Here is a 19,041-nt window from a genome sequence, read left to right as displayed (position 1 = left end):
GCCCCGTTCTTAAAATTCACTCCTTTGTTGAAAATTTGGGGGAGTTTGAGGAATTGAATTGGCATGTTAGCAACGGGAATGTTATTACAGGTCCGATTTTCGATTATTCATTTCCATATTCCGGAATGTATACGGTTTATCTATCGGCAGAAACGGTTAACGGTTGTATCGTTCAAACGGATAGCGTATGGGTCCATGTTTTCCAAAATCCGGACGCAGATTTTTCAGCGAACCCATCTCCGTTTATTGTCGGAGAAACCATTCACCTTACGGATGAATCTGTGGGGAATGTGACTTCCTGGAAATGGATGTATGAAGATGAACTGATTTCTCAACAATTTCATGCAGCAATTACACCAACTGTTTATGATAACGCTGAAGTGACGTTGATTGTTCAAAATGAAATGGGTTGTAGTGATACGTTGCGGAAAATAATTCCGCTGAATACGAACGATTTGGTTTATGTCCCGAATTCCTTTAGTCCAAATGGTGACGGAATAAATGATGAGTTTATGCCATCAGACATTTTGGGAAATGTGCATGAACTAACTGTTTATAACAGATGGGGTGAAATGGTTTGGAAATCCGGTGAAGGCTCAAAGTCATGGAATGGCACTTATCGCGGAAACGCAGTTCCAAATGGAACGTACACCTGGCATATGGTACTTAAAACCGGCGAAATAGCATCTCAGGAGTTGACAGGCCATGTTAATTTGATTCGTTAAGCGAAGGGCATTTATTTTGAACATCATCATTCATAAAAGAATCGTTTAATCCTTCACAAACCGCTGAATCCGTTTCATTCCCTCTGATTGATAGTGAAACCAGTATAATCCCGAAGAAAGAAAAGATAAATCCAGGTTCAAAAATTCGGCTTCGTTTTTTAGTTCGGTAATTTTTGCTCCTTTGGAATCGAAAATCTGAATAGAGTAAGGTTTGTTTTCAGGAAGCTGAAGTTGAATGATTCCGGAAGACGGATTGGGGCTTAGTTTTAAGCCGAGATCCGGATAAACGGATGGATGGGAATCTTCGACATACGTGTAAACAGTGATTTTATGTGTGTTTGCAGTTCCTCCACCATTGTTGATCAGGTAAATTTTCTTTCCGTCTGGTGAAAGGGCGATGTCTCTCAATCTTCCGTTTTCCTGCTGATCTTCTCCAAAAAACCGTTTGGGATTCGGGTTCTGATTGGTAGACGGAGCAATTGCTCCCTGTGCAGTGAGTTTGAGTTGATAAACTTCCATATCCGTGTTGTCACCGTTTTTGAGCGTAACGAGAAGGATGCTGTTTGTCCATGCCGGAATTGCCGGGCTGTTGTAATAAATTCCGTCGGATGGGGCAATGGTGCACCAGGAATTTCCGTTGGAGCTCGTTGGAGTCGGTTCTGCGCAAAAAGAATAGAAAGCTTCTGCCAAATGGTCGTTCGGAATCAAATTATTCGGGACATAATTGGCGATGTAAGCTGCTTCTCCTGCAAAATTGTTGTCGTTGTGATAGCCGCGCACATTCTTCCAGCCATAATTCATTCCCTTTTCCAGGATGTTGATCTCGTCATCTGTACGGTCTCCGTGTTCAATATCGTAGAGAATATCCAGGTCGGAATTGTAGAGAAGTCCCTGCGGATTCCGATGTCCTCTTGTATAAAAAGAGTTTCCGGGAATCGGATTGTCTGCCGGAATACTTCCGTCCATGTGGTAGCGGTGAATTTTTCCGTTATCCGTACTCGGATCGGATGCAAAATTATTCGGGTTGTCGGATTGCGGATTATAGCATTGCGGGCTGTTAGCTTCGGATGCACCGTGATCTCCAACCGAGACAAATAAATAAGGAGTGTTGTTTTGTTTGACACTCAATAATCTCCCGCCCAGATGATCGTATCCGTTTGAAATACCTAAAATGATGTCCTGATAAGCGATAACCTGTTCTGTGTTCGGATTCCATTCCAGTCTCCGGATTTTGTAACGCGTGTCCGGATTTGCAGTTGTTCCTGAATTATAAGAATACATGAAGTAGATAAAAGAAGAGCCGGAAATATTGAAATCAGGATGCAGTGCCAGGCCCAATGTGCCGCTCCCGATTGAAAGCGATGGACAAAGAACGGAAGTTTCCAGGGGGCTTCCTCCGAAATAATCAGTTGCCGTATGGATAATTGTTTTAGCTCCTGTTTGCGGATCAACTCTGGAAACCGTTCCGCCGCTTTCAGTAATCCAAAGCATGTTATCAGGTCCGTAAGTGATTTCCCATGGCAAAGAAACCGGAGTAGAAAGCTCCGATCGCGTAAATGTTTGAGAAATACTTTCACAAGAAATCAGGATCAAAAAGAGGAAAAGGTCATGTTTCATTTCAATAACTAAAGAATAATTTGACTGTGTTCAGGTTTTCTTTCATCGTACTTCACTTTCACCTTGCTTTGAGTCTCTAAACGGTTAAGAAATTTTTGAATGCGGATGGTGTTGGGAACCTGTTCCGATACTTCGTAGGTTTTGGATTTCACGTGGAATGAGTAACGGATGGAATAGGAGTAAACAACGGTTTTGTTTCCGGTCTCACTCATGCTGATTTGCTCGGCCGGTTCAATGGAAAGAATTGTTCCGATAGTATTTCCTGTATATTCTTTTGCCTGTTGGGCTCTGTTCCGATCAGGTAAAAGAAATACGAAGGCAAGGAGCAATAACAAAGCAATAAAGAGAAGGCTGGCTCTGAAAATGGAGCTCCAATCCCAAAATAACCATTTAGATGTTTTCTTCATAAGATAAATGACCGATTCAAGGTTTTGACTGAATGAAAGATAAGAATTAACTAGCTGAAAATAGAAAGTTAGCTGATCTAAGTTCATCCTGCTTATCTTTGTGGCATATTTTTGAATACATGTCGGAAGAAAAAAGAACAGACCTGGAATCCTTAGGAGAATTCGGTACCATAGATTTATTGACGAAAAACTTTCTGATTACGAGAGAATCAACAGCTTTTGGAATTGGAGATGATGCGGCGGTTCTTGAGCGCAATGAAGAACAATATACCTTGATTTCGACAGATATGCTGGTGGAAGGAATTCACTTTAACCTGATGTACGTTCCATTCAAACATTTGGGATACAAATCGGTGGCAGTGAACTTGTCTGATATTGCAGCAATGAATGGAACTCCGGAGCAGATTACGGTTTCTCTTGCCGTTTCGAACCGTTTTCCATTGGAAGCGTTGGAGGAATTGTACGAAGGAATTCGTTTGGCTTGTCAGCATTACAAAGTTGATTTGATTGGTGGCGACACGACTTCTTCCCGTTCCGGGTTGGTTATTTCGGTAACAGCAGTCGGTGTGGTGGATAAATCCAAAGTGGTTTACCGCTCGGGAGCGCAAACGAGTGATTTGTTGGTGGTTTCCGGAGATTTGGGAGCGGCTTATGTTGGTTTGCAGGTTTTGGAGCGCGAAAAAAGTGTTTTTGAAGCGAATCCGGATATTCAACCCGATTTGGATGGAAAAGATTATATCATTGAACGGCAATTGAAGCCGGAAGCAAGATTGGATATTATTCAGTATTTAAAAGAATTGGAAGTTGTTCCTACTTCGATGATTGATGTTTCGGATGGTTTGGCTTCCGAAGTAATGCATTTGTGTAAAGCAAGCAACAAAGGAGTGATGGTTTATAATGCCAAGCTTCCGATTGATTCGTTGACTTCCACTACTGCAATTGATTTCAACCTGGATCCTGCAACCTGCGTTTTGAACGGCGGTGAAGATTATGAGTTGTTATTTACGATTTCTCAGAACGATTATGATAAAATCAAAGGAAATCCGCACATGACAGTGATTGGTTATATGACAGATGTAAGCGAGGGAGTTTATCTGGTTGATACGAATGATTCACTGGTTCCTTTGAGAGCTCAGGGGTGGAATCATTTTAATTCGAATCCGGAAGCGTAAAAATAAGGCACAAAAAAATCCCGTCTTGGTTAAACCGAGACGGGATTTTTTTTATTTATTGTCTTTCTGATCTTTCTTTCTCAATGGATCTGTAATTTCTCCTCCGCCTCCTGCTGGATCAGTTGGATTGGAAGTGCCAGGATCAGCAGAAGTAGAACCTGTTCTACCAGCATTTAATGAATTTGCTGAACTTGTACTTCCACCATCTCTCGAACCTGTAGTCGGGATAGCGGATCTTCTTGACTCAACTGTTGGTTCTGAAGACTGTACATTCGGACGAATGTCAGCTTTCTCACAAGCAGTGAACAAAATTAATAAGGATGCTATTACTGTTATCTTTTTCATATCGCACAAATGCATACTGAACAAATATAAACTATTTATTCATTCATTTCCAAATTTTCATAAGGAATTTTGATTAAAACGCGCGTTCCCTTGATTGAACGGTCAGGATTTGTCATCTGAAAGGGCCCGATCAGCTCGTAATCCTTATTCCACATTTGTCTGATCAGGTCAATTCGTTTCGATGTTATTTCCATTCCCTGCGACTTGTGATCGCCTTTAAACTTGGCTTTTTTGTTCAAACTGAAATCAATTCCGATCCCGTTATCATCAATACAGATTTCCAATTGATCTCCGATTGCTTTGATAATCACCAGGATTTCTCCTTTTTTTGTTTCATCCGGAAGAATTCCATGAATGATACTGTTTTCCACAAAAGGCTGTAAAAGCATGGCAGGAACATTCACCTGCTCGGTATCAATATTCTGATTCCGGATTTCATACGTGAAGCGGTCCTTAAAGCGCATCGCCTCTAATGAAAGGTACAATTCAAGCCGCTCCAATTCCTGCTGAAGTGTGACAACATTGTCTCCTTCCGCAGCACTGTCGAGGTTTTTGCGGATCAATTTTGCGAAATTCGTCAGGTAACGGTTTGCCGAGATGCGATCCTGCGTATTGATGAAGTATTGAATGGAATTCAGAGAGTTGAAAATGAAATGCCGGTTCATACTCGCATTCAGGGATTGTTGCTCCAAAGCCAGTAGGCGGGATTTATTCTCCAGGTTGATCTTGTAGTTTCGTTCGCGTTCGCGTTTGATCTGTAATCGGAAATAATAACGGATGCCAAGCGCGATGAGGACAAAAACAATGATGTAAAACCACCAGGTTCTCCAGAAAGGGGGAGTGATTGTAATCGGTAAAGACTGTATTTCGGAAACCTTCTTGGTTCCTGAGATGGCCCGGATTCGAAGAATGTAATCGCCGGCATCTAAATTCGAAAGGATAATGGTTGGATTGAGTGTAGGAGGCGACCATTTGTCCGATTCCCCTTCGATCCAATATTGAAAAGTAACAGATTCAGGATCTTCCATCGAAATTCCGTCCAGATCAATAATCAGGTTGTTTTTGGAATAGGTTAAGTGCAAGCCGTTCAGTAATTCTGCCGGACTCAATTCTTTGTAATTCACCAAAACACGCGCAATATTCAGCTTCGGAGGAAAATCTGTGAAGCTGTTATTCTCGTTTCCGATATGCAGTTTCGCAAGTCCGTCGCTGGTTCCGAACCAAAAATTCCCGTCTTCGAACATCGCCGAATTGATGTTGGATTCCAGGTTGATCAACCCGTTATTCGTGCCGATGTGTTTTACCAATACCTGGGAGCCTTCCACGTTTTCAAAAACATACAATCCGTCATTGGTCCCGACGAAAATGTGTTTGTCTACCCGGTGAATAAAATTGATGAAACGTGCCCCGCTTTTCGAACTGTATGAAATGGTTTTGTAATTGATCCCGTCGAAAATCATCAATCCGTTTTCCGTTCCGATCCAAACCCTGTTTTCATTGTCGATCTCAATGGATGAAATACTTGCTTTGAAGCTTTTCAGGAGTGTTTGTTTGTTTTTAACCGGATTGATCTCATAAAGACCTTTGGATGTTGCAACGAGAATGCTTGAGAAATAAAAAGCAATATCCCGGATATTTCCGTTTTTATTGAGGTTGAACTTGAATTTCGTGTACTCATGCAGTACGCCGTTTTCGATGTACCCGATTTGTTCTTCCCCGGCAACGATCAATTTGTTGCGGAATGGCCTCACGACCCTGTAAGGACCAACAGCTTTGTCGAACGTGTAGCTTTTCGGTTCGCTCTTCATATCCCAGCTGAAAACACCGATATCTGTTGCGAACCACGCATTCCCGTTGAAATAGTCAATGTCCCAAACGGTTGTGGCGGGAATTGGAATTTTCTCGCAGGTTCCGTTCAGATTCATTTTGAAAGCTCCTTTGTCGTAAGAGCCGAATAAATACGTTTTTGAATTCAGCTTTTTTCCGCTCAGAATCAAATCCGAAGGCATTCCGGTTTTGGTGGAATACATCTGGAGATTCTGATTGGCAAAACGGATCAACCCTTTTCCGTCGCTACCAAACCACATATTGCCTTCGTTGTCCTGGAAAGAACAGTTGATGGCGTTTACAGGAAGGCCTTTACTTTCATCCAGATTGAGTTGTTTGAGTTCGGCCGACATGCGGATGACTCCTTCAGGTGAAACAAGCCACAGCTGACTGGATGCGTCGCTGTTAATCGACCCGATATACAAATCAGTTGCCTGAACCGGAATCGAATCGAATTTACTGAGCTTAAAATCCGATCTGAAAAGTCCTTTGAAAAAAGTAGAAATGAAAATGTTGTTTTTCGTCAGGGCAATTCCGGAAATACTGCGGTCTTTGAATGCTTCAACGCGTTTGAAATTGGTCAGGTCGTTTGTAAAATAAAGCCCGTCGCGGGTACCGATGTACAACTGGTTGTTGATGATTTCAAGGTCGCGGCAAGTTGAAGCATCTTCGTTTCGGAGTGTCACTTTCGTGATTCGTTTGTTCGAAATGATGTAAAGCCCGCTTCCCTCGGTTGAAACCACGATTTTTCCCTGGTAGAGAATGAAATCAGTTACACTGACTGTCCGGTCGTTATCTCCCAATGAATAAGTTTGTGCTTTGTCATCCGTGATTTCGGTGATTCCGCCCTCATGACCGACCCAAATGGTGTTTTTGATGTGCTGAAGACAGGAAATCCGGTTGTTGAACAACCCGTTTTCGAGGGGGAAAGTGGTGAATGTTTTTCCGTTGAATTTTGCCAGGCCACCAAGCGTTCCTACCCAGAGATAACCATTGTCATCCTGCGTAATGCATTGAACCTGTGATTGAGGAAGTCCCTGGCTGTTGGAATAGGTTATAAATGAATAATCCTGAGCCATTCCAGCAAGTGAAATGGCTGCAAAGATTATCGAAATGAATAATTTCATCCTTCTTTCAACATTTTTACAAAATCAGTTACACGGTTTCTGGCAACCGGAATCCGCAATCCGTTTTTCAGAACGGCATAATGTCCGTCTTCGTTGATATATTCTGCGAGGTTATTCAAATTAATGATATGCGATTTGTGAACCCGGAAGAACTTAGCGGGATTTAGAATGTTTTCGTAAATTTTTAATGTCCGCGTGTCCAAATAGCGGGTTCCGTCGTTGAAATAAATAGTCGTACAGTTTCCGCTTGCCTCCAGGTGAGAAATCGTGTTGTCTTCTACGATCTTCAATCCTTTGGTATGGCTGATCGCAATCCGGTTATTCGGTTTGTTTCTCAACAACTGATCGGATAAGTTGCGCAAACTTCTGAAGTAAGTCACGTAATTCTCCGGATCCTGCCCAAATACATTATTTGCTTCGACCAGTTTTTCAACGGCTACTCTTAAGTCGTCAATGTCTATCGGCTTCAAAAGGTAGTAAACGGCACTCGCGTTAAATGCGCGAATGGCATAATCTTTAAACGCTGTCACGAAGACTACGAGGAAATTCTTTTCTTCGACTTCTTCCAGCAATTCAAATCCTTCCGCACCGCTTGGCATTCGGATATCCAAAAAAACCACATCCGGTTTGCTGGCAGTAATCAAAGCTTTGGCTTGTTCTTTTCCGGAGGCTTCACCGATTACTTCGATCTCAGGACAAAAGTCGTCCAGCATCATAATTAAATTTTTACGTGCGTATTCCTCATCATCAATGATCAATGCGCGAAGTCTTTTCGGTTCCATAATGTAGTTCTTTCTTGTTCTTGATCGAATTTACAAGATTTAATAAACTACGGATTCATTTTGCTGCAGAACACATTTAAAAATCAACCGTTAAAAAATCTTGGTCAGGGTTATAATCAAAAGTTTATACCGTTAAAATTATTTATTTTTTGCTTAACATCCGTATCAAAAAATGGTATTTATCAAATTGATCACCTCGTTTCTGTTTTCTTCATGAGCCATATGCCCCACATTCGGAAGTATGACAGAAGAAATATGCTGCTGCCTGCAGAAATCATTTAAGGCTTTGACCTGGATCAATTTGTCCTTTTCCCCGCTGATAACCGAAAATTTTTCCGGGTGCTGTTCCATCAGGTAAGCCAGGTCTTTCCGGTTTCTCATAGCCAGCGACGCCCATCCGATCGCCTCCGGTTTCATGTGCTCCGCAATGTGAATGTAATGTGCAATAGTGCTTTCCATTTTTGCAGGATTGCTGAATAAATTCGGAATAGCCTCACGAATAAAAACAGCTGCTTTGGTTTGAACGAGTTCAGCAACACGCAGCCGGTCGTTTTTCTTGCTTTCCGGGTCGCTCCACGGATGCGAATGAAAAAGAACGATGTGTTCCAGAGTCGGGATCAGTCTTAGTAATTCCAATGCCGCGTATCCGCCCATCGAATGACCGATTACAAGCGCATGATCGATTTTTTCGTAATCAATGATTTTCTGCACTTCTTTTGCCATGTATTCGATGGAAGGAGTAATCTGTGTGTCGATCTTACTTTTTCCGTGTCCGGGCAAATCAATGCAATAAGCTCTCACGGGAAGATGCGGAATCAGTTCGTCCCACATGCTCAGATCTTCCATGAAGCCGTGTAAAAAAACAACAGGACTTCCATTTCCGGAAATCCTGTAATTCAATAATTTTTCGTCCATAAATTATTCTGTTTTGTCCTCAAAGTGCAAATTGTTAATAAGATAGGTTCAATTCTTTCGGTTTGAAAAAGCATCACCGGTTCTTTGGACGGCATTTCTTATTTTTGATTCATCAATGTTTCAATCTCGTCTGCCTCAATCGGAATATTCCGCATCAGATTGAAAGGTTGTCCGCTCGCCTGAATCACCAGGTTGTCTTCGATACGGATTCCCAATCCTTCTTCCTGGATGTAAATTCCGGGTTCGCAGGTAAATACCATGTTTGCTTCAAGCGGAACATTCCAAAGACCTACATCATGTGTGTCAAGTCCCAGGTAATGAGAAGTTCCGTGCATGAAATATTTTTTATATGCCGGCCAGTTCGGATCCTGGTTTTTGATATCCGTTTGATCCAAAAGTTTTAACCCGATCAATTCCGATTCCATCATTTTACCCACTTCCTTTTGGTATTCAGCCAGCATTGTTCCGGGAACCAACAATTGTTCAGCTTGTTTTTTCACCCGAAGAACGGCATTGTAAACCTCTTTTTGTCTTGGAGAAAAACGCCCGTTTACAGGAATACTGCGCGACATATCAGAAGAATAATTTGCGTATTCCGCACCCACATCCAGAAGAATCACGTCACCGTTCCGGCACTGCAAATTGTTTTCAATGTAGTGAAGCACGCATGCGCTCTTTCCGGAAGCTACAATCGGAGTGTAAGCCCATCCTTTGGAACGGTTGCGTAAAAATTCGTGAGAAAACTCTGCTTCGATTTCGTATTCCCAAACACCCGGTTTCACGAAACCAAGCACTCTGCGGAATCCTTTCTCGGTGATATCGCATGCTTTTTGCATCAGGTCCAATTCGATTTGTTCTTTTATAGAACGAATCTGGTGCATGATCGGAGCGCTTTTGTGAACCTGGTGAGCAGGATATTCCTGTTTTACTTGGATAATGAAACGGTCTTCACGTGTTTGCACTGTTGTATCTGCACGTAAATGCTCATTTGTATTCAAATAAATACCTTCCGCCTCTGCCATCAATTGTTTGAAGATGGTAGGGAATTGCTGCAGCCAGTAAACTGTTTTGATGCCGGAAGTTTCAAAGGCCTGATCTTTGTCCAGTTTTGCACCTTCCCAAATCGCGATGTGTTCGTTTGTTTCTTTTAAGAAAAGAACCTCGCGCTGAGTTTCGTTGCTTGCGCCGGGAAAAAGAACCAAAATACTCTCTTCCTGATCCACTCCCGATAAGTAAAAAATATCGCGGTGCTGAGCAAAAGGTAAGGTTCCGTCGGCACTTACCGGGTAAATATCGTTGGAATTAAAAACCGCAAGGGTATTCGGCTTCATTTTTAGGGTGAACTTCTTTCTGTTCTCAATAAAAAGCGCTTTGTCTATTGGAAGATATTTCATGTTTTTTCAAAATATATAAAGAGTTGTGAAATTACTAAAAAGAAGGTAGAATTGAAAAGGACTTTTGAATGGATCATTTAAAATGGAAAAGTTGTATGGTCCCAAACTTTTCCATTCTCCATTCTCCATTTTCAATTTTTTTTAGGTTGGTGTAAGTAGATCGTAAGTACTTTACGAACTACCGGGTGCAAATTTGTATCATCAAAGTCAAACAATATGAAAACAATATTCGACAGCATCCTGGTAAACCGCATTCAATTCGAGAGTTCGTCAACAGAAGTTCAATTGGATTGTTGTGTGTATGAGAACGGTAGTTCTTACGACAGCCAAATCTTTGTGAGCATGAGCGCTTTTAATCAATTGTTGTGTGAATTAAGTGTCCGCGGCATTGATCTGAACATGGATGATGATTTGGACACAATTGTATTGTCAAATGACGAGATCGTTTATTCGATGGATTTGACCGGAGACGATGAAAAGCCTGTTTTCTTGCCATATTACTGCTTTCCTGAACAAAATAAGTTGTTGAGAGCGTAGATCCGTGAGAATTTTCGAAATATCTTGGGCATATTAAAAAAAGTTGTATTTTCGAATTGTGTTCTGCGTAGAACATATTGGTTTGAAAAACATTATCTATGAAAAAAGTTATTGCGCTTTTTGTATTTGGCTCGCTGTTTTTAGCTGGTTGCCCGAAACATGAAATCATTCCTGCACCGACACCAAAGGTGGAATTGGAGTCACATTTTATTGGAATAGTCAACGGAACTCAAATAGAATTAACTCAAAATGTGGACGGATATTATCTGGATGCAACAAAAGTTAAATATATTCTTCCTTCACCAACACCATCCAAAGCAAATTATTTTGCAGATATGAAATCCTCTCAAAACCTGGTTTCAATTAAAGTTGGTTTGGGATCTGCAACATTTGACGGAAGTGCTTCGGGAGGAGATCCGAGTTTATCTGTATTTAATTCCTTCTTTACTTCAAATACAACACCGACTTATGCTTCTATGGCAGATTCGGGATTTGAAGTAGTTTACAGAGACGGATCAGGTGCTGTCTGGACTTCAGATCCTGCTCAAACTGTTCAGGATGTTGTCTTTACAAATATTGTTCAGGAATCTGACGGATCAGGAGATTATTCGAAATTTACCTGTACGTTCAATTGTAATGTATACCGACCGTCTGTAGATGGATCAGGGAATCCGATTGTGTTGTCACTACCGATTCAGAACGCGGTTCTAAAGGGTTGGTTCAAACGATAATTTTAAAAAAGCCATCCATTTCTGTGGGTGGCTTTTTAGTTTATGCTTATGCAGCAACTGAAGATTGGCATTATTGGGGATTTTAATTTTACCTTCAATACGCATCATGCGACAAACATGGCTTTGGATCATGCAGGTCGTTTTCTGGAGGTAGAACTGTCCTATTATTGGATCAAGGTTAATGAAGTCATTAACATGAAACCGCAGCAGCTGTCAAATTTTGATGGCTTTTGGTTTGCTCCGGGACCTTATTTGAATTTGTTTTATCTCAATGGAGTAGTGGATATGCTGCTTCAGCAGGAAGCTCCTGTTTTCATTACCGGAGAAGGATACAAAGCATTGATAGATGTGTTGATCCACAGAAACAATCTGAGTGCAAACGGGGAGAAACTGATCTCAGATAACCTGGTCGACGGAAATCATTTTGAACGTGTATACGTTGTGCCGCATTCAACGGCCTTGATTCATTTGTATGAAACGAGAAATCCGGAAGAACTTACCGCAACACGCTATAGCTTATATCCGCAATTGATCGGAAGTTTAACGGCAACTGATCTCGATATTGAAGCCTATAACCAATTTGAAGAACCGGAGATCATCAGTTTGAAGAACCGGAAATTCTTTTTGGCATGCGGGTTTTGCCCACAAGTCAGTTCCACCAGGGAATTGCCTCATCCATTGGTGTATACGTTCGTAAAATCGTGTTTCTTTTCGAATTAATCTTCGTGCTGCTGCACTTCTTCGAAGTATTGATCAATCAGCAGGTTCTTTCCTAAAGCAGCTTCAACAGCCAATACATCGCATCGTTCGTTCTCGGGATGCCCGTTATGACCTTTTACCCAAATAAGCTCGATCTTGAATGACTTTGCCAAAGCAAGATATCTCATCCAAAGGTCTTTGTTCTTTTTCTTATTGAATCCCTTTGTTTGCCAGCTGTTTACCCAGCGTTTCTGAATTGCATCAATCACATATTTGGAGTCGGAATGAATCCGGACGGGAATCTGATTGGTTTTCAGACTTTCTAAAGCAACAACAACTGCCAGAAGCTCCATCCGGTTGTTTGTCGTTAATCTGTAGCCTTGTGAAATTTCTTTGACGGATTGTTTGTATTTCAGAACAATTCCGTAACCTCCGGGCCCCGGATTGCCGCGGGCAGAGCCGTCTGTGTATATATTGATGTATTCTGACACCATGCAAAGTTATAAAAATATGTCGTTTTGATTTTTTATTCTGAAACTCGAAAAAAAACCATTTAATCGTAAATAGTTGTTAAAAATTCACCATGGTTACTATTTTAGGATTCCAATAATATGAACTGATGGAGTGAGCTTAAAATCGGCTAAACAGTGGGTTTTAGCCGATAAAACCCTTGTTTTTAAATTGGTAATCGTGGGTTAACTTTCAAGAAATGTTGAAAATATGAGGAATAGTGTTTTGAATTACATAATTATTTGAGCAATTTTGTAATCGAAAAGGAGCTGATATCTTCAGTTTCTGATTCAGTGAATAGTGGTTAGGTTAGGTTAACGAAAAGCGGTCAGCAATGATCGCTTTTTGTTTTTACCCTTTTTTCATTTCCGGTTCAAACTGGTGTAACATTTTGAAAAACTGATTGTTGCGATTTTTTTTGCGGTGGATCGCTCGTTGTAATTGATACATAACAAAAAAGCAGCCGGAAATTTCCGGCTGCTTTTCTATTAAATCAAAGGGGATATAAGCAATCTGTTTATCGGATCACCTCTAAGAATCCGGTTTTTTCGATCGTAGAATCGTCTTTCAGAATTCCGTTCAGTTTATAGAAATAAACGCCTTCACTGCACGGATCACCGCCCTGCGTTTTCCCGTCCCAAAAGATCGTTCCTGTAACGTTCTTGCCTTCATGAACCACATTTCCCCATCTGTTTGCGATAAGGATGTTAAACGACTTGAAAATATCGTATTTGAAGGAAAAGACTTCGTTTGTTCCGTCACCGTTCGGGGTGATGATGTTCGGCATCTGAAAATCTCCTGTCACTTCCACAATGGTTGTGTACGTATCAAAACAGCCGTTTGCATCTTCAATTGTTAAAGTAACGACATAGGAACCCGGTGTGTAATAATTGGTGTAAATAGAAGCACCTGTATGATTCACGATTTGCGGATTCGGATTCATGTCCCAAACCCATTCGATGATTCCGCCAACTCCTGTTGATTGGTCATCGAATTCAACGGTCGTACCTAAATCGATTAAGCTTGGGTTTACAACGAAGAACGCGTTCAAACCGACGTCAGGTATCGTGATAGGATTCATAGGATAAATAACCTCACAATTATTGCTGTCGGTAACCGTCAGTGTCGGATTGAAGGTATTCACATCGTGATACGTGTGATTGAAGCTGAGAGAATCGTTTACAATCGTTCCGTCTCCGGTATTCCAGACGATGCTTTCCAGGAAGCTGGTGTTTCCGATGTGGAATGTCACATCCTGCCCGCAACCATTCAGATCCTGTGTCCAGCTTGGATTGGCAACCGGGCCGAAAATTGTCAGATAATCAATATACGTAGTGTCAGAAGTACATCCGAATTCATCCGTAATGGATAAAGTGAGGCTGTAAGTTCCCGGGAAAACGTACGTATTGTTCGGGTTTTCTAAAACAGAAGTCTTTCCGTCTCCGAAAATCCAGCTGTAACCGGCAATGTTTCCGTAGCTAAGCGATTGGTCCGTTAAAGCGGCAAATACCGGCGGACATAAATAATCTCCGTTTGCATTTGTGGCTGCTCCGCTGAATGTGTAATCCGGAATTGCGACAGGAGTGGAGATTGTCAATAATTTTGAAAGCGTGTCTTTACAGCCGTTCGCATCCGTAACAATCAATACATATCCGTGTGTGAAACTTGAAGTGGAGTTGTTTAAACTTTCGCTGTATGCATGTGCATAATCTGTTCCGGTTCCTACTTGAGAGCCGTCTACAAACCATTGGTAAGTCAGCGGTGCTAAACCGGATGACGTATTTGCGGTACTTACATTTTCCAGGTTGCAGACAACAGAGTCGATCGTGAAAACGGCAGTTGGCTTTGTAATAGAAACAGAAGTGCTTGCAGGTGCTGAAACACATCCGAATTGATCGGTTGCAACAAGTGTTACAGTAAAAATTCCTTCTGTATGGTATGTGTGATTTACCGTCGTGTTCACGTTGTTTGTTGTTTGTGTGGTATTGTTGTCGTTGAACGTAAACACAAAAGAAGAAAGATTCACTCCGTTATTTTGCGGAGTCGAATTATTGGAGAACGTAACCAGGAACGGTGCGCATCCGGCATTGTCATTCGGAGTAAGCTGGGCCAAAGGAAGTGCGAGCGCCGTCATCGGGCTGAAAACTTCATTGTCTCCGCAACCAACACTGTTTATTGCTGTTAAAACAATGGAAAAGGTTCCGAAGTTTGGATACGAATAAGTTGGATTTGGTCCGGTAACAAATTGTCCGTTCCCCATATTCCACTGGTAAGTTCCGAATGGATGGGAAGAAGTGGAATTATCCAAAAGTGTAATCGGTGAGTTGACGCAAACACTGTCGTTCGAAATTCCGGCAATTCCTGCCGTTGTAGTGGAAATGTAAACGGTTTGAGTTGTACTGTCTGCACAACCGGTAGTGTAATTGTAAATGACCTGTTTGATGGTATAGGTTCCGTAGGTCGAATAATTATGAGAAGTGCTTCCCAAATTGGCATCGTCGAAATCCGGATCATCAAATGTGGTGGTGGTTCCGTCACCCCATCGCCAGATCATCAAACAATCGTCGGAAAGCTTCCCGATTTTAGATTGATCGTTTACAACCACATTCACAGGTAAGCTTGCAGGATTACAATAAAGTGTCTGAGCCGGACTGAACAAACTGATCGGTGCTTTGATGTAAACTGCATCAGGAATGATTAACGTGTCTTTACATCCTCTGAAATTCACCACTAAACTCACATCGAAATAACCGGTATCCTGTGAATAGGAATAACTCGGATTTTCTTCTGTGGAAGTTCCGCCGTCACCAAAATTCCAGAGGTAAGTAACCTCATCGGAAGTATGTGGCGCAAGAATCACAGATAGGTTTGTGAATTGAATGGAGCGTTTTGCACATTCCGGGCTTTGAACCAGGGAGAAATTCACGAGGTCCACTTTTCCGACCTCAATATATGCAGGAACGGTAACTGTTCCCTGACATCCCGTTTGGGTGGTGATTGTTAAAGAAACGGTGTAAACACCCAGGTTGTAGGTGTGAGGTGGTGGATTCTGCCCGTTAAAAGTGGTTCCGTCACCAAAATTCCACAACCAGTTTGTAATCGGAATACTGGCAGATGAAGTATCGATGAAAGTAACAGTAAGCGGTTCACACCCGCTGGTGTCTGTACTTGTGAAACCTGCAACCGGCGGAGTCAACGTGACTGCCGGTAAACTGATTGTTCCGGGACATCCGTTTGCTCCGGTCATGGTGAGCGTTACGGTATAAGATCCGTTATTCTGGTATGTATGTGCCGGAGGATTCTGTCCGTTGAAAGTTGTTCCGTCGCCGAAATTCCACTGGAAGTTTGTTCCTGCCGGACTTGTATTGGTAAATACAACGGATTGCGGAGCGCAGCCGGTTGTTGGGTTGGCTGTGAATGCCGGAACCGGAGTAGGCAGAATCGTAATTTGTTTCGTCGTTGAGCCGGAGCAGCCCAGGCTGGTGTTTTGGGAACTCAGACTGATTGTATATGTTCCGGGAGTAGAATAAATAACGCTGTTGTTTTGAGAGGATGAATTTGCAGGAGAACCTCCGGAAAATGTCCAGTTCCAGGAATTTGCTCCAACTGTTGAATTGTCTGTAATGGAAACCGGTGTGTTTTGACAGGCAGTTGCAGGAGCAGTTATTCCCGCCTGAAAGTTGGAAACAACGATTGGTTTAACCAGCGTGTCTTTGCAGCCAAAACTGTTGGTAGCAATTAACGTGATATTGTATGTTCCGGCAGAAGTATAATTCACAGCGGCCGGGTTTTGAAGTGTTGAAGTCTGTGTGTTTCCGAAATTCCAGGCATAGGAAGTTGCCCCGGTGCTGGTATTGTTGAAACTAACGCTTACGGGAAGGCTGCAGCCGTTTGCGGTCACCGTAAAGTTCGGATTGGGTTTGGGATTCACTTTTACATATGCTGCCTTTAATTCGAAATCAGCTTGACCATTTGCCGCCTGAACGGTCAATGTAACGGTATACGTTCCCGGAGCACTGTAAACATGCGTCGGGTTTTGAGTCGTTGACGCATTTCCGTCTCCGAAATCCCACGAATAGGAAGTGATCGGAGAAGTGCCGGCAGTCGACTGGTTGGTGAAATGAATACCTTGCTCTAAACAAACAACTAATGGTGACGCAGTGAATTGGGCATTCGGAGGCGTTTGGGAAAATCCGTAAACGGATACCAAAAGGCATAGAAGTAGTAATCGCATATTAGCTAAGTTTCAAGGTTCATATTGTTTTGAGACCGCAAAATTAGGGATGAGATGTTAAGCCCATCCAACTAATCTATTAATTAATCTCTCACTAAAGATGCGAAATTAATCCATTAAGTTGCTTGACAACCAACGTTTCATTTGCTCCAAATCCATTTTTTTTCGTCCGGCTAAACTTTCAACCTGATCAAGGGTCACTTTTCCAAGTCCAAAATACTTGGAACCCGGATGTGCAAAGTACCAGCCAGATACGGAAGCGGCAGGCCACATCGCCAATGTTTCGGTTAAAGAAACGCCGCTCAATTGTTCCGCATTCAAAATGTTGAATAAGTTCGGTTTTTCCGTGTGATCCGGACAAGCAGGATATCCCGGTGCCGGACGGATTCCGTTGTATTGTTCAGCAATCAATGCGTCGTTATCGAGTGTCTCATCACTGGCATAACCCCAGGCTTCTCTTCTCACTTTTGCATGCAGGTATTCGGCAAAAGCTTCTGCAAAACGATCCGCCAGGGCTTTGATCATAATGGAATTGTAATCGTCGTGATCCGCTTCAAAACGTTTCACGTGTTCATCAATTCCGTGACCCGCCGTGACTACAAATGCGCCGACGTAATCAATGAGCCCGCTGTCTTTCGGAGCAATAAAATCTGCCAAAGAAAGATTCGGCTGACCTGCGGCTTTTTTAGTTTGCTGTCTGAGTGAATGCTGAATTCCCAAAACAGAAGAGCGTTCTTCATCCGCATAAATTTCGATGTCATCATCCAGACTGTTTGCCGGAAAGATGCCATAAACAGCTTTGGCAGTTAACCATTTCTCAGCAACTACTTGTTTGAGCATCGCCTGGGCGTCTTCAAACAATTTGGTTGCTTCTTTTCCTACGACCTCATCTGTCAGAATACGCGGGAATTTTCCGTGAAGTTCCCAGGTTTGGAAAAATGGTGTCCAATCGATATAATCAACCAATTCCGAAAGATCCTGCTGTTCGATAACCTGAACGCCTAATTGGTTCGGTTTTCGGATCGTTTCCTGATTGAATTCAAGAACCAGTTTATTTTTCAACGCATCGGCATAGGTCAATAGCTGCTTAGCCCCGCGGTGTTTCTCATGGTGTTCGCGCACCCGGGCATAATCCGCCTGAACGTCTTTCACGAACTGTTCTTTCTTTTGTCCGAGCAATTGCTCTACAACTGTTACGGAACGGGAAGCATCCAAAACGTGAACCGTTTGTCCTTTTGTATAATTCTGTTCGATTTTTACAGCTGTATGTACTTTGGAAGTTGTTGCTCCTCCGATCAATAAGGGAATGGAAAGATTAGCGCGTTCCATTTCTTTGGCTACGTAAACCATTTCATCCAAAGAAGGCGTAATTAAACCGCTGAGTCCGATGACGTGTGCTTTTTCGTCAATGGCAGCCTGGATGATTTTCTCAGCCGGAACCATAACCCCAAGATCTACAATTTCGTAATTGTTGCAGCTTAAAACCACGGAAACAATGTTTTTACCGATGTCGTGTACGTCGCCTTTCACGGTCGCCATAATGACTTTTCCGGCAGAACTGGAAACTCCGTCTTTCTCGGCATCAATGAACGGTAGCAAATAAGCAACCGCTTTTTTCATGACACGGGCAGATTTTACTACCTGGGGAAGGAACATTTTTCCGCTTCCGAATAAATCTCCGACAATGTTCATTCCATCCATTAACGGACCTTCAATTACCATGATCGGGCGAGGGAACTGGTGTCTGCATTCTTCTACGTCTTCGTCGATGAAATCCACGATTCCTTTTACGAGTGCATGTGCTAACCGGTCGTTCACCGGAGCATTTCTCCATTCCTGGGAAACTTCTTTTTTCTTGTCTTCGCCTTTGAAACTTTCTGCAAAATCCAGTAAGCGTTCAGTAGCGTCGGGCCGTCTGTTTAAAAGAACATCTTCAACGTGTTCCAGTAACTGCTTATCAATATCGTCGTAAACTTCCAGCATGGACGGGTTTACAATCCCCATGTCCATTCCGTGTTT

Annotated in this window: 15 protein-coding genes; 5 read left to right on the top strand and 10 right to left on the bottom strand. The window is 42.4% G+C overall.

What is annotated here, in order from left to right; genetic code table 11:
* Positions 1–725, top strand: a 725-nt coding sequence (locus Q1V93_RS00765; RefSeq protein ID WP_300660106.1) for a gliding motility-associated C-terminal domain-containing protein, incomplete at its 5' end; no start/stop codon positions are given.
* A 45-nt stretch (positions 726–770) separates the two neighbouring features.
* Here Q1V93_RS00765 and Q1V93_RS00760 read toward each other — a convergent pair.
* Positions 771–2,342, bottom strand: a complete 1,572-nt coding sequence (locus Q1V93_RS00760; protein WP_300660104.1) for a PQQ-dependent sugar dehydrogenase — start codon at positions 2,340–2,342, stop codon at positions 771–773.
* An 8-nt stretch (positions 2,343–2,350) separates the two neighbouring features.
* Positions 2,351–2,749: a DUF3592 domain-containing protein gene (locus tag Q1V93_RS00755; protein ID WP_300660101.1), complete on the bottom strand. Its 399-nt coding sequence runs from the start codon at positions 2,747–2,749 to the stop codon at positions 2,351–2,353.
* 119 nt (positions 2,750–2,868) lie between these two features.
* Here Q1V93_RS00755 and thiL point away from each other — a divergent pair, with 119 nt between their 5' ends.
* Complete coding sequence (thiL, locus tag Q1V93_RS00750) at positions 2,869–3,921, top strand: thiamine-phosphate kinase (protein ID WP_300660098.1); 1,053 nt, start codon at positions 2,869–2,871, stop codon at positions 3,919–3,921.
* Between the two features lie 51 nt (positions 3,922–3,972).
* On the opposite strand, the gene Q1V93_RS00745 is transcribed toward thiL, so the two are convergent.
* The 5 genes from Q1V93_RS00745 to Q1V93_RS00725 form a co-directional block, all read right to left on the bottom strand.
* Positions 3,973–4,266 (bottom strand): hypothetical protein, encoded by a 294-nt coding sequence (locus Q1V93_RS00745; RefSeq protein WP_300660096.1) that lies wholly within the window; start codon positions 4,264–4,266, stop codon positions 3,973–3,975.
* A 35-nt stretch (positions 4,267–4,301) separates the two neighbouring features.
* Entirely contained in the window at positions 4,302–7,220 is a 2,919-nt protein-coding gene (locus tag Q1V93_RS00740; protein WP_300660094.1) for a two-component regulator propeller domain-containing protein, read from the bottom strand.
* Positions 7,217–8,002, bottom strand: coding sequence for a response regulator (locus Q1V93_RS00735; RefSeq protein ID WP_300660092.1), 786 nt, complete (start codon positions 8,000–8,002; stop codon positions 7,217–7,219). Before Q1V93_RS00735 ends, Q1V93_RS00740 begins: the two co-directional genes overlap by 4 nt.
* 165 nt (positions 8,003–8,167) lie before the next feature.
* Positions 8,168–8,917 carry an alpha/beta hydrolase gene (locus Q1V93_RS00730; protein WP_300660089.1) on the bottom strand — a complete coding sequence of 250 codons (750 nt, stop codon included), beginning with the start codon at positions 8,915–8,917 and terminating at the stop codon, positions 8,168–8,170.
* 98 nt (positions 8,918–9,015) lie between these two features.
* On the bottom strand, positions 9,016–10,311 hold the full coding sequence (locus Q1V93_RS00725) for an aminopeptidase P N-terminal domain-containing protein (protein ID WP_300660087.1): 1,296 nt from the start codon (positions 10,309–10,311) through the stop codon (positions 9,016–9,018).
* 216 nt (positions 10,312–10,527) lie between these two features.
* Here Q1V93_RS00725 and Q1V93_RS00720 point away from each other — a divergent pair, with 216 nt between their 5' ends.
* From Q1V93_RS00720 to Q1V93_RS00710, 3 genes are all read left to right on the top strand, one after another.
* Positions 10,528–10,848: a hypothetical protein gene (locus Q1V93_RS00720; RefSeq protein ID WP_300660085.1), complete on the top strand. Its 321-nt coding sequence runs from the start codon at positions 10,528–10,530 to the stop codon at positions 10,846–10,848.
* Between the two features lie 98 nt (positions 10,849–10,946).
* Positions 10,947–11,579 carry a hypothetical protein gene (locus Q1V93_RS00715; RefSeq protein ID WP_300660083.1) on the top strand — a complete coding sequence of 211 codons (633 nt, stop codon included), beginning with the start codon at positions 10,947–10,949 and terminating at the stop codon, positions 11,577–11,579.
* Positions 11,580–11,627: 48 nt separating this feature from the next.
* Positions 11,628–12,299: a hypothetical protein gene (locus Q1V93_RS00710; RefSeq protein WP_300660081.1), complete on the top strand. Its 672-nt coding sequence runs from the start codon at positions 11,628–11,630 to the stop codon at positions 12,297–12,299.
* Here Q1V93_RS00710 and rnhA read toward each other — a convergent pair.
* The 3 genes from rnhA to Q1V93_RS00695 all read right to left on the bottom strand — a co-directional run.
* Positions 12,296–12,772: a ribonuclease HI gene (gene rnhA / locus Q1V93_RS00705; protein ID WP_300660078.1), complete on the bottom strand. Its 477-nt coding sequence runs from the start codon at positions 12,770–12,772 to the stop codon at positions 12,296–12,298. The two genes, Q1V93_RS00710 and rnhA, sit on opposite strands and share 4 nt — an antisense overlap.
* Before the next feature lie 533 nt (positions 12,773–13,305).
* The gene (locus Q1V93_RS00700) at positions 13,306–17,022 is read right to left on the bottom strand and encodes a PKD domain-containing protein (RefSeq protein WP_300660075.1); all 3,717 of its coding nucleotides are present in this window, start codon (positions 17,020–17,022) and stop codon (positions 13,306–13,308) included.
* 108 nt (positions 17,023–17,130) lie between these two features.
* Positions 17,131–19,041, bottom strand: a 1,911-nt coding sequence (locus Q1V93_RS00695; RefSeq protein WP_300660072.1) for a vitamin B12 dependent-methionine synthase activation domain-containing protein, incomplete at its 5' end; no start/stop codon positions are given.

The sequence above is a fragment of the Fluviicola sp. genome, from assembly GCF_030151805.1.
GTDB lineage: Bacteria > Bacteroidota > Bacteroidia > Flavobacteriales_D > Crocinitomicaceae > Fluviicola.
This window is presented reverse-complemented; position numbering and strand designations above follow the sequence as displayed.